Annotated in this window: 14 protein-coding genes; 12 read left to right on the top strand and 2 right to left on the bottom strand. The window is 30.9% G+C overall.

The features are described 5' to 3' along the window. Nucleotides 1-94 precede the first annotated feature (94 nt). From WPG_RS11745 to WPG_RS11765, 5 genes are all read left to right on the top strand, one after another. On the top strand, nucleotides 95-1,693 hold the full coding sequence (locus WPG_RS11745) for a right-handed parallel beta-helix repeat-containing protein (protein WP_084221574.1): 1,599 nt from the start codon (nucleotides 95-97) through the stop codon (nucleotides 1,691-1,693). A gap of 104 nt (nucleotides 1,694-1,797) precedes the next feature. Next, complete coding sequence (locus WPG_RS11750; RefSeq protein WP_045472827.1) at nucleotides 1,798-4,821, top strand: tetratricopeptide repeat protein; 3,024 nt, start codon at nucleotides 1,798-1,800, stop codon at nucleotides 4,819-4,821. Nucleotides 4,822-4,880: 59 nt separating this feature from the next. Further along, complete coding sequence (locus WPG_RS11755; protein ID WP_045472829.1) at nucleotides 4,881-6,608, top strand: TonB-dependent receptor; 1,728 nt, start codon at nucleotides 4,881-4,883, stop codon at nucleotides 6,606-6,608. 114 nt (nucleotides 6,609-6,722) lie between these two features. Continuing rightward, nucleotides 6,723-8,339 carry an amidohydrolase gene (locus tag WPG_RS11760; protein ID WP_045472831.1) on the top strand — a complete coding sequence of 539 codons (1,617 nt, stop codon included), beginning with the start codon at nucleotides 6,723-6,725 and terminating at the stop codon, nucleotides 8,337-8,339. Nucleotides 8,340-8,344: 5 nt separating this feature from the next. Next, nucleotides 8,345-8,764 (top strand): hypothetical protein, encoded by a 420-nt coding sequence (locus tag WPG_RS11765; RefSeq protein ID WP_045472833.1) that lies wholly within the window; start codon nucleotides 8,345-8,347, stop codon nucleotides 8,762-8,764. On the opposite strand, the gene WPG_RS11770 is transcribed toward WPG_RS11765, so the two are convergent. After that, nucleotides 8,715-9,395, bottom strand: coding sequence for a class I SAM-dependent methyltransferase (locus WPG_RS11770; protein WP_045472836.1), 681 nt, complete (start codon nucleotides 9,393-9,395; stop codon nucleotides 8,715-8,717). The genes WPG_RS11765 and WPG_RS11770 overlap by 50 nt on opposite strands. Nucleotides 9,396-9,455: 60 nt before the next feature. Here WPG_RS11770 and WPG_RS11775 point away from each other — a divergent pair, with 60 nt between their 5' ends. The 5 genes from WPG_RS11775 (at nucleotide 9,456) to WPG_RS11795 (ending at nucleotide 13,194) form a co-directional block, all read left to right on the top strand. After that, a complete protein-coding gene (locus WPG_RS11775) occupies nucleotides 9,456-9,950 on the top strand; it encodes a YkgJ family cysteine cluster protein (protein ID WP_045472839.1) in 495 nt (164 codons plus the stop codon). Between the two features lie 52 nt (nucleotides 9,951-10,002). Continuing rightward, nucleotides 10,003-10,902, top strand: coding sequence for a hypothetical protein (locus WPG_RS11780; RefSeq protein WP_045472842.1), 900 nt, complete (start codon nucleotides 10,003-10,005; stop codon nucleotides 10,900-10,902). Nucleotides 10,903-10,905: 3 nt separating this feature from the next. Continuing rightward, nucleotides 10,906-11,748 (top strand): sterol desaturase family protein, encoded by an 843-nt coding sequence (locus WPG_RS11785; RefSeq protein ID WP_045472846.1) that lies wholly within the window; start codon nucleotides 10,906-10,908, stop codon nucleotides 11,746-11,748. Between the two features lie 28 nt (nucleotides 11,749-11,776). Further along, nucleotides 11,777-12,598, top strand: coding sequence for a glycerophosphodiester phosphodiesterase (locus tag WPG_RS11790; protein WP_045472849.1), 822 nt, complete (start codon nucleotides 11,777-11,779; stop codon nucleotides 12,596-12,598). A gap of 167 nt (nucleotides 12,599-12,765) precedes the next feature. After that, complete coding sequence (locus WPG_RS11795; RefSeq protein WP_144374468.1) at nucleotides 12,766-13,194, top strand: hypothetical protein; 429 nt, start codon at nucleotides 12,766-12,768, stop codon at nucleotides 13,192-13,194. 3 nt (nucleotides 13,195-13,197) lie between these two features. Here WPG_RS11795 and WPG_RS11800 read toward each other — a convergent pair whose 3' ends face one another. Continuing rightward, nucleotides 13,198-14,460 (bottom strand): exo-beta-N-acetylmuramidase NamZ domain-containing protein, encoded by a 1,263-nt coding sequence (locus WPG_RS11800; protein ID WP_045472855.1) that lies wholly within the window; start codon nucleotides 14,458-14,460, stop codon nucleotides 13,198-13,200. 8 nt (nucleotides 14,461-14,468) lie between these two features. On the opposite strand from WPG_RS11800, the gene WPG_RS11805 reads away from it, so the two are divergent. Next, entirely contained in the window at nucleotides 14,469-15,692 is a 1,224-nt protein-coding gene (locus WPG_RS11805; RefSeq protein ID WP_045472859.1) for an ABC transporter permease, read from the top strand. A gap of 140 nt (nucleotides 15,693-15,832) precedes the next feature. Then, nucleotides 15,833-16,813 (top strand): PLP-dependent cysteine synthase family protein, encoded by a 981-nt coding sequence (locus tag WPG_RS11810; protein ID WP_045472862.1) that lies wholly within the window; start codon nucleotides 15,833-15,835, stop codon nucleotides 16,811-16,813. The last annotated feature ends 1 nt before the right edge of the window (nucleotide 16,814 follow it).

Consider the following 16,814-nt stretch of genomic DNA (forward strand, 5'->3'; position numbering starts at 1 on the left):
TTATAAAAATTTAGGTATGTGTAAAAGTATCGTTTAAAATTTCAAATCCCAAATACTAATTTTACCTTGGCATAGTAATTGAAAAGTTACATATATGAGATATTTAATTAGCTTATTAATCTTATTGTTTTCAATGATTTCGTTTAGTCAAAACGAGTTTCATGTTTTTCCTAACGATGGAAATATAGTGCAAGGAACTAAAACAGGTGACGGAAGTATAGATAAACCTTGGGATTTACAAACTGCACTTTCTCAATCTTCAGAACGTGTAAATGGTGGTGATATTATATGGATCCACGAAGGTGTTTATACTGGTAGCTACAGAAGTGAACTACAATCTACAATTCTTAATAAATATATTACAGTTTCAGCATATGAGAATGAAAAGGTGATTCTTAATGGAAATAAAGGTAGGAAACTAAACTATGTATTAGAAGTCAATGGATCCAAGGTGATTTATAAAAATTTTGAGATTACTTATTTAGGCGACTTTTCTAGAATAAAGGGTGAAGATAATTTTATAGCTTCAACTGGCATAAATCACCGAAAAGGTGAAGACTGTAAATTTCAAAATTTAGTTATTCATAATATTCCGGGTTCTGGTATTGGCTCATGGAAAGCAACTGGAGGAACTGTAATAGAAGATTGTACTATATATAACAATGGTTATAAAGGTTCTCGCGGACATGGAGTTGGTATTTATATTCAAAATCAAAGTGACAAGACACGATTAATTCGTAACAATATCATTTATAATAATTACTACAAAGGAATTGAGGTTTGGTCAGCAACTTCTGGTTCTAAGTATGAGTTTGTGAAAAACATAACGCTTACTGATAATATTATTTTTAACAATGGCTCACCTTCTAAAAAGTATGTAGATAATTTAATAATTGCATCTAAGGACGCTGAAGGAATTAATGTAGCTAAAGATATTAAGGTAATAAATAATATTTTATACCATAACGTAGATTTTAACGATATGAAGAACTATGGTTATGGTTCTTCTTTAACCTTGGGTTATTCTAGCGAGTCTCCTGTAGAAAATATCTTTATAGATAATAATATTATTATCGGAAAGAATAATGCTTTAAACATTTCGCAGGCAAAGTCTATTGTATTTAAAAATAATATTACATACGCAGGTTATATCCATTTTAATACTTCAGTTATAGAAGCACTAAAATCTGGTGAATTAGACATGAACAATAATTCTTATTTCACAAGACCTTTAAGTGGATTTAGAGTAAATAAATTAAAAGATTATAAGTTAGACCAATGGCAAACGGAATTCAACGTAGAAAGAAATAGCATACTAAGTCAATTGAAAGATTTTGATATTAGCCCATATATAAAAGTGCAGCGCTTCAATACAAACTCAAATCATTTTAATGTAGCACTTTTAGATAAAGATGGTAATAATAATATTGTGGATTTTAGTCATTGCAATGTTGAAGAGGGTATGACCTTTAAAATATATGATATTGAAAACAGAACTGTAATTATAAAGTCTGGAAACATTTCTAGTGACTTAAAAATTAGACTTCCAATGAATTTAAATCAACTAGAAATGCCATTACACAATAAAGATGCAACCAAGTCTGCAAATAATTTTGGAGTATTCAGGATAGAATTTACCGAGAAGCCTAAACACAAAACATTCTTTGGCAGACTGTTTGGGTGGCTATTTTAACATTTAATAAGTCAGTTTATAATTATACAGAATTTCTACCGTTATAGGTTTTGTATTGAATTATATTTGATTCATCAAAAGATAATAATCAAAAAGCGAAACAAATGCTATTTTCAAAAAGACAATTAATCATCGTTTTTCTTACCTTTTCTTTACTAGGTGTAGCTCAGAAATCAGCAGTATACACAAGTGATTTACAAGATTACCAGAAAGCATTAACCTTATATAATAATAAACAATATAAAGCTGCTCAGTCCTTGTTTGACGATATAAGGTATAACACTAATGATATTACTATAAAATCAGATTGCGCTTATTACATAGCTAATTGCGCAGTGCGATTGAATCAGAATAATGCAGATGATTTAATTGCTGAGTTTGTTGAAGAATATCCAACAAGTACCAAAAGGAATACAGCTTTTTTAGATGTTGCAGATTATTATTTTGAAAACTCAAAATACGCTTATGCGCGCAAATGGTATCAAAAAGTAGAAGAAGTTAGTATTGCACGTTCAGAAAGAGATCGATTCAATTTTAATTATGGTTATTCACTGTATTCTACAAAAAGTAAAAAACAAGCTACTAAGTATTTAAATCGAGTTATTGATTCTAAGGAGTATGGATCCCAAGCCAAGTATTATATTGGTTATATGGCTTATGAAGGAGATGATTATGATACTGCTAATGAATATTTTGATCAGGTTAGAGATAACGAAAAATACAAAGAGAAGCTATCTTATTACCAAGCGGATTTAAATTTTAAACTTGGAAAGTTTGAAAAAGCTATAGAATTAGCTGAAGAACAACTACCAAAAAGCAGAGGTGATGAAGAATCAGAACTTTCAAAAATAATTGGTGAAAGCTATTTTAACCTAGAGCAGTATTCTGAAGCTTTACCTTATCTAAAAGCATATAAAGGTAAACGCGGCAAATGGAATAATACAGATTACTATCAATTAGGCTACACGTATTATAAGCAAAATGACTTTGAGTCTGCCATTTCGGAATTCAATAAAATTATAGATGGTAATAATTCAGTAGCTCAAAATGCCTACTACCATTTGGGTGAGAGTTATATCAATTTAGATAAAAAACAAGAAGCTTTAAATGCTTTTAGAAATGCATCAGAAATGGATTATGATGGTAAAATTCAGGAAGATGCTTGGTTGAACTACGCTAAGATAAGTTATGAAATAGGGAATCCATATCAGTCAGTACCTCAAGTGCTGGCAGGTTATTTAGATAAGTATCCAGAAACTAATTATAAAGAGGAAATAGAAACCTTATTAATCGATTCTTATATTACATCAAAAAACTACAAGGAAGCCTTAGAACTTTTAAAAGGAAAAAATAGTTTCGAAAATAAAGTAGCTCATCAAAAAGTAGCATTTTTTAGAGGTATTGAATTGTATAATGAAACAAGATATAGTGAAGCCCTAGATTTATTCAATAGTTCATTAAAAGAACCAAGAGAACCATTTTTTGTTGCGAAAGCTACATTTTGGAAAGCTGAAACAGAATATAATTTAACGAATTATAATGATGCTTTAATTGGATTTAAACAATTTAATGGAATTTCAGAAGCTTCTAGTTTACCAGAATATGAAAACTTAGATTATAATTTGGCTTACACTTATTTTAAGTTGAAGGATTATACAAATGCTTCAAAATACTTTCAAAAATTTATTGACGCAAATTCTAGTAATCGCTTACGTAGAAACGATGCTTATTTAAGATTAGCAGATGGTTATTTTGTGTCTAGTAAATATCAAAATGCGATAACAGCTTATAATAAAGCCATTCAAATTAATGAGATTGAAACTGATTATGCAGCATTTCAAAAAGCAATGAGTCAAGGCTATTTAGGCAAGGTTTCTAACAAAATATCAGAATTAAAAACATTTATTGAGGGCTATCCAAAATCTGCATTGCGAGATGATGCAATGTACGAGTTGGCAAACTCTTTCGTGAAATCAAATGATACTGATAAGGCTATGCAGATGTATGATAGGCTAAATTCAGAATACAGACGTAGTGCTTTTACATCTAAAGCCTTATTGCGTCAAGGTTTAGTGTATTATAATGGTAATGATAATGAACGTGCATTAACAAAATTCAGAAAAGTTGCTAAAGAATTTCCTGGTTCTGGTGAGGCAGTCCAGGCCGTTTCTACTGCTCGTCTAATTTATATAGATGTAGGAAGAGTAGATGAATATGCACGTTGGGTAAAATCATTAGATTACGTTGAGGTGACTGATGTAGAATTAGACAACACAATGTATTTAGCCGCAGAAAAACCGTATTTAGATAATGATACAGATAAAGCGATTCGTCAGTTTAATAAATACTTAAATCAATTTCCTAATGGAATACATGCTTTAAAATCACATTTTTATCTAGCACAATTATATTACAAAAAGGATTTATTTGATAATGCACAGCCACATTATAAATATGTAGTTGAAGCTTCAAAAAGTGAATATACAGAGCAGGCAACAGTGAAGTTATGTGAAATATATTTAACTAATTCTAATTGGTCTAGAGCAATTCCTGTACTTAAAACATTAGAAGAAGAGGCAGATTATCCGCAAAATGTATTGTATGCGCAATCTAATTTAATGAATGCCTATTATCAAACAGAAGATTACTTATCTGCAGAAACATATGCTGAAAAGGTGTTGACCAATTCTAGTTTAGATAATAAAGTAAAAAGTGATGCGAAAATCATTATTGCACGTTCTGCGATTAAAACAGGTAATGAATCTAAAGCAAAAGAAGCATATGCAGATGTAGAAAAAATTGCAACAGGTAGTGTCGCTGCTGAAGCATTGTATTATAACGGATATTTTAAAAATAAAGAAGGAAACTATAAAGCGTCAAATACTGCAATACAGAAGCTGGCTAAAGACTACAGTAGTTACAAGTATTATAGCGCCAAAGGATTAGTAGTTATGGCAAAGAATTTCTATGCTTTAGGTGACGCGTTTCAAGCGACATATATCCTAGAGAGTGTAATTTCTAATTTCCCGGATTTTGACGATGTTGTACAAAAAGCAACATTAGAATTAAATACAATAAAAGCAGAAGAAGCTAAAACAAATTCATCAATCGAGACCGACGATAATTAAATTCTTGCAACAGGAAGAGTCTTATGAATTGTCCAATATTTTTAATCAAAAAATTAAATATGAAAATCAAATTTTTAATTTTTATAATCACAATATCAAGCAGTATTACATTTATTAATGCTCAAGAGCATACCAAAGACACTATTGATGATCAAGTGGTAAATGTTGTGAAACCCTATACACCTACAATTTCTGATGCTTTCAAAATAAAGAATGTTCCGAAGCTGAATGATTCTAATTCTGTGAAGAAAAAAGAAGTGAAGTACAATATATTTTCAATTCCTGTAGCATCAACATTTACACCTGCAAAAGGAAAAGCTGCAAAAGTAGATAAGGCTAAAGCTGTAAAGTTATATGATAATTATGCATCAGTTGGTTTTGGTACTTATACGACCATTTTAGGTGAGATATATCTTAATCATGAATTAAGTAATGATGAGAGTGTTGGAGGTTATTTTAGTCATCATTCCTCTGCTGGTGGAATAGCTGATGTGTTATTGGATGATGATTTTACAAAGACAAGTTTAAATGCGCATTATTCTCAAAAGTTGAGAGATTTTTCTTGGAAAATCGATGGTGGTTTTGATTTACAAACCTATAATTGGTATGGATTACCTCAAATATTTTTTGATGTAACAACTGCTGCAATGATAGATCCAGGGCATTCTTTTAATAGTTTCAACATTGGAGGAAAATTGAAGTTCGATGATGCCATTATTAAAGATGGTAGTGTTCGTTTTAGGCGCTTTGGTGATGACCAAGATTCAGGAGAAAATAGATTTTTGGCAACGACTAATTTTAGTGTTCCGGTTCAAGGAGAAGAAATAAATGCAGAATTTAATATTGATTATATAGGAGGAAGCTTTGATCAAGATTTTAATGGAAATAGTCAAATTAAGTACGGCAATGTTATATTTGGTTTAGCACCTTCTTATCAGTTAAAACAAGACGATTTAACTGTAGATTTAGGTGTGAAATTGACATATCTAAATGATACTGAATTTGGTGATAACAAATTCTTTATCTACCCAAATATAGAAGCTTCCTATCGTTTAGTTGATGAGATTTTGATTGCTTATGGTGGAATTAAAGGAGACTTAATTCAGAATTCATATTACGATTTTGTAAATGAGAATCCGTTTGTATCACCAACATTATTTATAGCTCCAACTGATCAGCGCTATAAAGGAAGTTTAGGAATAAAGGGAAAACTATCTAATAATGTGAGTTATAACATTAAAGGTAATTATTATGCAGAAAAAGGTAAAGCGCTTTTTAAAGCTAATGAAGCACAAACCTTCGCCACTGAAAATTATCAGTACGGCAATTCATTTGGTGTAGTTTATGATGATGTCACTACTTTTTCTGTGGCTGGTGAGCTAAATATTGATGTTAATAGAAATTTCACGTTAGGCATTAAAGGAGAGTATTTTAATTATAATACAGATATGCAAGCAGAACCATGGAATTTACCTGACATCATAGGCTCTATATTCTTAGATTTTCAGATTTCAGAAAAATGGTATGCTGGTGCTAGCACTTATTATGTAGGAGAACGTAAAGATCAAAGTACACTAGTTGATGCATTTATACAAGATGCTCCAATTACAATAACTTTAGATAGTTATTTTGATGCCAATGCACATTTAGGTTATAAAATTAATGATCAGCTATCAGTTTTTGGTAAGGTTAATAATATTGCTAATCAAGATTACCAGCGTTATTTAAAGTTTCCAGTTCAGGGGATTCAAGCATTAGCAGGTGCTACTTATCAATTTGATTTTTAATGTAATTTGCATCCTAAAATTCGTTTAGATTTTTAGTCTAGAGATACAAGATATTTTAAAGCGTTTCGATTCGGAACGCTTTTCTTATTTTTACATAGCTTTTAAACCAATATTATGAAAAAACTAACCTTACTTTTATTTCTAATAACAATAGTTTCTTGTCAAAAAGATAAAGAGCAGACAGACTTAATAGTTACAAATGCAAATATCTACACTGTAGATTCAGACTTTAATACGGCAGAAGCTTTTGCAGTGAATAATGGAAAAATTATAGCAGTTGGAAGTCAAAATGAAATTGAAGGCAAATACAAGTCAGTAAATACTATAAATGCAGAGGGTAAAACTATTGTGCCTGGATTAATTGATGCTCATTGTCATTTTTTAGGTTTAGGGTTTAATCAACAAGCTGTTGATTTAGTTGGAACAAAAAGTTTTGAAGAAGTAGTGCAACGTGTTACCGATTTTCAGAATTTAAAGAATAGAGACTTTATACAGGGACGAGGTTGGGATCAAAATGATTGGGAAGACAAAAAATTTCCGACTAAAACACTTTTAGATAAATTATATCCAGATATTCCAATAGCATTAACTCGAATCGATGGTCATGCAATATTATGTAATCAAGCAGCTTTAGATTTAGGTAATGTTACTGCAGATAGTAAAGTCGATGGAGGAGAAGTGGTGATTGAAAATGGCGAGTTAACAGGAGTATTGGTAGATAATGCAGAATTGTTAGTGATGAATTATTGGCCAAAGCCTACAAAAAAAGATAATATAGAAGCTTTGTTAGCAGCACAAAAAATATGTTTCGATTTAGGGTTGACAACTGTAGATGATGCAGGTTTAAGTAGAGCATCTATTGAACTTATCGATAGTCTTCAACGATCGGGTGATTTAAAAATGCGAATCTATGCCATGATCTCAGCATCAGAAGATCATCTTGATTATTATTTAAAAAGAGATGTTTTGAAAACCGAGCGCTTAAATGTTAGTTCATTTAAGTTTTACGCAGATGGGGCATTAGGATCTAGAGGAGCTATGTTACGAGAGCCTTATAGTGATAAACCAGGTCATTTGGGTCTATTGGTTACAGATATAGAAACTTTTAATATTGCTGCTGAGCGTATCTCTAATTCAAAATATCAAATGAATACGCATGCAATTGGTGATTCAGCAAATCATGCAGTTTTACAAACCTATAATAAGGTTTTAGAAGGAAAAAAGGATAGAAGATGGAGAGTGGAACATGCGCAAGTGGTCTCACAAGAAGATTTTGAATTATATAAAAATGTATTCCCATCTATACAACCAACACATGCAACTAGTGATATGTATTGGGCAGAAGATAGAGTAGGAGAAGAGCGAATAAAAGGTGCTTATGCATATAAAAAATTATTAAATGCATATGGAAAAGTCGCATTAGGTACAGATTTTCCTGTAGAACGTGTTAGTCCGTTTTTAACCTTTTATGCAGCTGTATCTAGACAAGATTTAAAGCAATATCCTGAAGGAGGTTTTCAAATGAAAGATGCATTAAGTAGAGAAGAAACTTTAAAAGGAATGACCATTTGGGCAGCCTATTCTAATTTTGAAGAAAATGAAAAAGGAAGTATAGAAGTCGGTAAGTTAGCAGACTTTATCATCTTAGATAAAGATATTATGAAAGTTGATGTTAATGAAATCCCTAATATAAATGTGTTGAAGACTATTGTTGGAGGAGAAGAGCAGTAGTTTTCATGAAAATTAATTTTAAAGAGATTGCGATATTTATATATTTAATAGCGTTAATAGTTCCCAGTTTTAAAGGAGCTTCAGGTCTTTATGGTTTTTTTGCTCTCATTCTAGGATGGATTGGTATAGCTGATTTTAATGTTTTTATTGCTTTTCCATGGTTTGCTAATATCTTATTTTTTATTGTATTAATATTTTATAAAATGAAATGGAAATACAAACTAACATTAACTATCCTAGCAATAATTTTTGGGTTATTTACTTTTGGAATACAAAAAATTCCAGCTGATGAAAGTGTTGGATATTATACAGTTTCAGTTGGATTAGGGTTTCTTTTTTGGATGTTCAGTTTCCTTTTATTACTTATTTCGATAATTAGAGATAAGTTAATTTCGCCAAATAATCAAAATGCTCTCCATCTATAACTTTTTCACATTTTAAACCGACAACTTCACAAGCTGTTTTTAATGTTTCAAAGTCAAGGTACAACCATTTCATTGGGACTTCCCTTTCTCCTTTATAACTGATATAATAATCGAGTTCACCAAAATAACGCTCAGAGAAGTACTCATCATACATGTAAGAGATGTCAGAAGAATCTAAAAGGATTTGTCCATTAGGATTTAATAATGATTTTAAATGCTTTAAGTATTTAGATGTCTGAGTTAATTCTTGAAAGATTCCAGTACCATTCATTAAGAGGAGGATAGTATCAAAAGTTTCAGTTTCATTGAGTAAAGGTGATAATTCAACATTTATAACTCCACGTTTTTTTGCAACTTCAATAGCACCTTTAGAACTGTCAATTGATTTTACTTTAAAGTCTTTATTCTGCAACCATAAAGAATGACTACCAGTACCACAACCAATATCTAAAACCTTTCCTTTGCATAATTGCAACGCTTTCTGCTCTAATTTTGACATTTCAGAATAGGCTCTAAACAAATAGTTAAGTGGTAATTCATCCTTATCTGAAATATTAGTCCAAGTAATAATATCTTCGGAATAATTTCCTGATTGGTAATCTAATAGTGCTTTTCCAAAGATGTCTTTCATGTTTAATTTCTCTATAATTATCTCGGTTCAACATCATATATAAATCCTTATTTTTACAATATGCAAAACCAAATCGATAATCTGCCAAAGTTAGCCAAAGATAAGCACAAGGAGAATAAAGCTTTCTTTACTAAGCTTAAAAAGAAACAGCCTAAGCAATTAGATTATCTAATGCAAGAGTTGCATGAGGAAGAGTTTGACCGCACTGATTGTTTAGAATGCGCCAATTGTTGTAAAACTACAGGGCCATTATTTACTGATAAGGATATTCAACGTATTGCAAAATCTTTCAAAATTAAAGAACAACAGTTTATTGAGACCTATTTACGACTAGATGAAGAGAATGATTATGTTCTCCAATCTGTACCATGTACATTTTTAGGTGCAGATAATTACTGTTCTATATATGATGTGAGACCTAAAGCATGCAGAGAATTTCCACATACAGATAGAAAGAAATTTCAGCAAATATCTAATTTAACATTAAACAATGTAACTATTTGTCCTGCAGCATATAATATTGTTGAAGAAATGAAAAAAAGAATTCAGTTATAATAATTTAGTTTCGGAATAATTTTTGATTCACTACAGAGTAAAAATATAAAAAATGAAAAACCACCTTCTAAAAACGTTATTTATTCTATTTACTATTAATATATCCTTTTCTCAAGCATGGATGACTGATTTAGGAATTGCTAAAAAGTTAGCTTTAGTTCAGGATAAAATGGTGTTAATGGTTTGGGAGGAATCAACAAAATATCAATATTCTGTTTTAGTAAATGACGATAAGGGAAGAACAGTTTTTATTCAGAATTTATTTGAAGACGAAAATGTAAGTCCATTAATCTGGAAACATTTTATTCCAGTTATTGTAAACGAAGATCAGTATGCTGATCTCTATTACGAAATTAAAGGAAAGCGAAATCAAAATTATATGGATAAGTTTAACGACGAATCCATTAAGATATTAGATGTTAATGGCAACATTTTAAATGCTAACGATTTCTCTGAAGATTACCAAAATATTACCAAACTTATTAAAAAATATGCTTTAAATACTGAACTTTTAAAGCCTGAGCTATTAGGTTATAGGAAAGAAAAAAACTTTTATTCAGCTTACTATTTAGCATCAAAGTATTTGGATTTTGCTCTTTTCGCCAGTCCTAATATTAGACCATCAATTATTGCATTATCAAATATATATTTAGAAGAAGCTAAATCTTTTTCAGAACAGAATACTGACGAAGATGAAATTGTTTTAAAACAAAGAAGTGACCTTTTGAAAATCCAGGAATCATTAATATTAAAACGACCTAGAAAAGTATTGAGACAGTTAAAAAAAATAAAAGCAGATACTATAGAAAATAGTAACGAAAATTTTATTGCGTTTTTATATTACACTGCTTATATGAGTTTGGAGGATTCTGAAAATGCTGAGTTATGGAAATCTAAAGTTTCTTTAGTAAATTTGAAGAAAGCTAAACTCATCATTAATCTTAATACATAATTTTTGGAAACGATTATAAACTATTTTGAAACGATTCCACCACATCATCGTGGTATCATAATTGTTAGCGGAATTACATTCTTTTGGTTATTAGAAGGTGCAATTCCTTTATTTAAATTCGATTATAAAAAATGGAAACATGCACTTCCTAATTTATTCTTTACGTTAACAACTATTATCGTTAACCTAGGTTTAGCTTGGATGTTTTTGATTGCTGCAGATTGGACACAGGCAAATGATTTCGGGATTATAAATTGGTTACTAGAAATGCCTTTATGGCTTTATGTTTTAATCGGAGTTTTACTTCTTGATTTTTTTGGTGCTTACCTAGCACATTTTGTAGAGCATAAAGTAAAACTACTATGGATGGTACATTTGGTGCATCATACAGATCATAAGGTAGATACTACAACTGCAAATAGACATCATCCTATTGAGAGTGTTATTAGATTTTCTTTTACTTTATTAGGAATACTAGTAGTAGGTACTCCTATTGCGTTGGTGATGCTGTATCAGGCTATGTCTCTAGTATTTACCCAATTTACACATGCTAATCTTAAAATGTCTAAAGGATTAGATAAAGCATTAAGTTATTTTATTGTCTCTCCAGACATGCACAAAACACATCATCATTATAGACTACCTTATACAGATTCTAATTACGGAAATATCTTCAGTATTTGGGATCGTATCTTTGGAACTTATATGTACTTAGATAGAGAGAAATTGATATATGGTGTTGATGTATTCCCCGACGAACAAAAAAATAGTAGTATTAAAGAGTTATTAAAGCAACCGTTTCAGAAGTATGAAAAACCTACGATTTCGGCTGATGTTGAAGACTAATCTTTTTATTCTCTTAACGCTTTTTTTAATGAGTTGTAATACCGAAAAGCAAATTGATATACAAGGCCACAGAGGTTGTAGAGGCTTACTGCCAGAAAATTCTTTACCAGCTTTTGAGAAGGCTATTGATTTAGGTGTAACAACTCTAGAGTTAGATATTGCAATTACAAAAAACAACAACGTTGTCGTGTCTCACGAGCCCTATATGAATAGTACAATTTGTTATAATCCTTTAGGCGAAGAAATTCCTGAAGCGATGGATAGTAAATACAATTTGTATGAAATGACACATGAAGAAATAAAAACTTTTGATTGTGGCTCAAAATTTCACCCAACCTATACTAATCAACAAAAATTGAAAGTATATAAGCCATTATTATCTGAAGTTTTTGATTTAGTAAAATCTAAAAATTCTGATGTAAAATTTAATATAGAGATTAAGTCTATGCCTGAGTATTATGACATTTATACACCAATTCCTGAAGTATACGTTGCATTAGTTTTAGGGGAAATAAAAGCGCATGGTATGTTTGAAAAGGTGAACCTTCAATCATTTGATTTAGAGGTCTTAGAAAAAATCAGAGAACAATCTGTTGATATGGAAGTTGCTTTATTGGTTGATGAGAATGAAACTATTAAAAGTAAGCTCAAAAAACTATCCTATAAACCAGAGATTATTAGCCCTTATTTTAAATTATTAACAGCAGAAAAAGTTGAGTATTACCACTCTGAAGGATTCCAAATTATTCCATGGACGATTAATGAAGTTGAGGATATAAAAAAAATGATGTCATGGCAAGTTGATGGTATTATCACTGACTATCCCGATTTGCTTATTGAACTTCTCTAGAATTACAGTTATCAATAGCTTATTAACAATTTAATGTATTTCCACTAATATTTCTGTATTTCATAGATTTTCTATTATATGTAAGTGAGAAACTACTTATGTTTATTTCGGATTAATTAATTACTGTTGAGCTAAACACCCTCATGTTTAACTTAAGGTAAAATTGTGTGAAAAATTTAATCCGTATTTGTCTCGTTCTAATTCTTGTCTTTTTATTGAGTTTCACTTTACGAGCTCAAGAACATTTTGCTAAACTAGAGCAGAATAAGAATATTCAAGCAGAAGGTTTAATTCATAAATTGAATAAAACTAAAGATACACTCATCCTTCAGAGCGACAAAAAAATCAATTATCTATATTCTATAAATAAAGACTATGGTAGAGATTTTGACTTTTATGTAGATACAACCTCTTATAGATTACCATTAAATAAATTTCCAATCGGAAAACATGTTTTAGTCGCTGTACAATCTCCAAAACGTATTGTATTTGTAGTTAAAATTTTGAAAGAGATTCCAATAGAACAACCCGCAAAAATAATATCAGAAAAAGTTGTTGCCATTGAGCCAACAAAGGTTGTACTCTCTAACAACTAGATTTTAGTCATATATCATATACTGACTTCGCATTTTTTTATAAGTTTTTAAATCTTCTTGCCAGCTTAATTTAATTTCAGCTTCCGTTAAACCAGCTTGTATTTGTTTTTGTAGTTTCTCTGTACCAGCATGAGTTGTAAAGTTTGAGGTATTAAAAACTTTAGATTTATCAGTAGCATTCTTGTAAGCATCCATAATATAGCTTAATGTAAAGCTTCTATCTACTTTTGTTTCAGATAAATCAACTCCATAACAAATTGTATTCTCATGTTTTGGATATTTTGATCCAAAATTAGCTGTAGGAGTATAACTAAATTTATAGTAATTCTCATCTAAAAAAGGTGCGCCATAACGCTGAAATTGAAATTCACTACCTCTACCTGCGTTAATATTAGTACCTTCAAATAAACCTAAACTAGGATATAATGTTATCGATTGATCGTTAGGTAAATTTGGTGAAGGTCGTATAGGTATACTGTAAGTAGATTTGTGTGTGTAATTTTTTATTTCAATAATAGTAATGTCACAAGTTACGCCGTCTGAAAGCCAAGCTTCACCATTAATCATTTTTGCATACTCGCCAATAGTCATTCCATGAACTAAAGGAACAGGATGCATTCCTAAAAAACTTCTATGTTTGGTTTCTAAAACTGGCCCATCAATATAATTACCATTTGGGTTTGGTCGATCTAAAATTAGAAGTGGAATATTATTTTCCGCACAAGCTTCCATCACATAATGTAATGTTGAAATATAAGTGTAAAACCGAACACCTACATCTTGAATATCAAAAATCATGATATCTAAGTCTTTTAACTGTTGTTTCGTTGGTTTTTTGTGTTTGCCATGCAGTGATAAAATAGGTAAGCCAGTTTTGGTGTCTTTACCGTCTTTTACCAATTCACCAGCATCAGCTTTACCTCTAAAACCATGTTCAGGGGAAAATACTTTAACCACATTTACACTCTTATTGCTGTTTAGGTAATCTACTAAATGATAATTTGTTTCTTCAATGATTTCAGGATGATCTACTTTTTGTAGAGAGTGGGTAACAATTGAAGTCTGATTAGCCACAATACCAATACGTCTACCTTGTAATAATGGTAAATAAAGCTCCGTTCTGTTGGTGCCAACAACAATATGTTCGTTGTCCTTAGCTTGTTTTTGAGGCTCATTATTAGATAAATCATTCTTAGTATTAGAGCCACAAGAAATCGCTATAAAGACAAATAATAAAGCTGTATTTTTGAAAACCTTAAAACACATATCTGAGTTTGAATTTTGAGTTGTTTATAGCTAAACGCATTATTGGTAACAAAGCGTATAAAAGTAGTGTTTCAGCACCAATAATTAAAATTGGCATTGCTGCAATTGCTATAGGAATTATTGTGATGCTTATTGCTATAGCTTCAGGAATAGGTTTGCAGCAAAAGATTAGAGATAAAGTTGTAGCCTTTAATGGACATATCGAAATTACCAATTACGATACTAATGCATCGGATGAGTCGCAAGTTCCGATTTCTATTAATCAAGAGTTTTATCCTAATTTTAATAATATTGAAGGTGTAAAACATGTGCAAGGTGTTGCAACAAAATTTGCAGTTATACGAACTGAGACTGACTTTGAGGGCATTATTGTAAAAGGTGTGGGTGCAGATTATAATTGGGATCACTTTAAAGAGTTTTTGGTGGAAGGACGATTACCAGATTATTCTCAAAAACGAAATGAAGAGATTCTAATTTCGAGATACATAGCAAACCGTTTAAGATTCAAATTGGGTGAAAAGTTTCAGACACTTTTTGGTAAAGAGCGTCCAAGAATTAGAAATTTTGAAATTGTAGGTATCTATAATTCAGGTTTTCAAGATTTAGATGAAAAATACTGCATAGCAGATTTAAGACATATTCAATTTCTTAATAAATGGGAAGACAATCAAATAGGCAATTTTGAGGTTTTTATTGAGGATTTTTCGGATTTAGAAGAAAAGACACAACAGGTTTATCAAGAAGTTCCGTCGCTATTAAATGCTATACCTATTACTCAAAAATATTATACCATTTTTGAATGGATAAAAATATTTGATAATAATACATATGGCATTATTGCTATAATGATATTAGTTGCAGGTATTAACATGATTACTGCTTTACTTGTTCTTATTCTTGAACGTACTTCAATGATCGGTATTTTAAAGGCTTTAGGAAGCTCTAATTGGACGATAAGAAAAGTTTTTCTATACAATGCATCATATCTTATAGGTCTTGGTTTACTTTGGGGAAATATTATAGGTTTAGGTTTATTGTTTTTACAAAAATATTTTAAACTTTTCCCACTTAATCCAGATACTTATTATGTGAGTAATGTTCCTGTTTATATCCATTGGGATTATATTTTGTTATTAAATATTGGAACATTTGTAGTATGCCTATTAATGCTTCTTATTCCCTCAGTTATTATTTCTAAAATTTCGCCAGTCAAGGCTATTCGATTTGATTGATATGTTGTCTTTAGCTTTTAGGTTATTTTATTTTAGTCAATCTTGTCTTTATTAAACACCAAAGACGACTTAGAAACATAACTTACTTTTAACTTTCTATTCTTTACAATTCACGTAAATTTGCACCTCATAAAATAACTATGGATTACGCAGAAAATATATTAGGTACAATAGGAAATACGCCTTTGGTTAAACTAAACAAGTTGGTAGAGGATTTACCTTGCTTAGTACTTGCTAAATACGAAACTTTCAATCCAGGAAATTCAGTAAAAGATAGAATGGCATTACAGATGATTGAAGATGCAGAGGCTGATGGGAGGTTAAAACCTGGTGGCACTATAATAGAGGGAACTTCTGGAAATACAGGAATGGGTTTAGCATTGGCAGCTATCGTAAAAGGTTACAAATGTATTTTTGTAATTAGCGATAAACAGTCTAAAGAAAAAATGGATATATTAAGGGCAGTAGGAGCTGAAGTTGTGGTTTGTCCAACTGATGTTGAGCCAACAGACCCTCGTAGTTATTATTCAGTGTCTAAGCGTTTAGGTGAAGAGACTCTAAATTCTTGGTATGTAAATCAATATGATAATCCGAGTAATGCTAAAGCACATTATCAAAGTACTGGACCAGAAATTTGGAATCAAACGGACGGAAAAGTAACTCATTTTGTAGTTGGAGTAGGAACAGGTGGAACAGTTTCTGGAGTGGGCAAGTATCTAAAAGAACAAAATCCTAATGTTAAAGTTTGGGGAATTGACACTTATGGATCTGTTTTTAAAAAATACCACGAGACTGGTGTCTTTGATGAAAATGAAATCTATCCATATGTTACTGAGGGAATAGGTGAAGACATTCTACCAGAAAATGTGGATTTTAGTCTCATTGATGGTTTTACAAAGGTTACAGATAAAGATGCGGCAGTTTATACTCAAAAGCTTGCTAAAGACGAAGGTATGTTTTTAGGAAACTCCGCTGGTGCTGCTATAAAAGGTGTATTACAATTAAAAGAACATTTTAAACCAGAAGATGTGGTTGTCGTATTATTCCACGATCATGGTAGTCGTTATGTTGGTAAGATGTTTAATGATGATTGGATGCGTGATATGGGGTATATTGAATAAT

The sequence above is a fragment of the Winogradskyella sp. PG-2 genome (assembly GCF_000828715.1).
Classification (GTDB): domain Bacteria; phylum Bacteroidota; class Bacteroidia; order Flavobacteriales; family Flavobacteriaceae; genus Winogradskyella.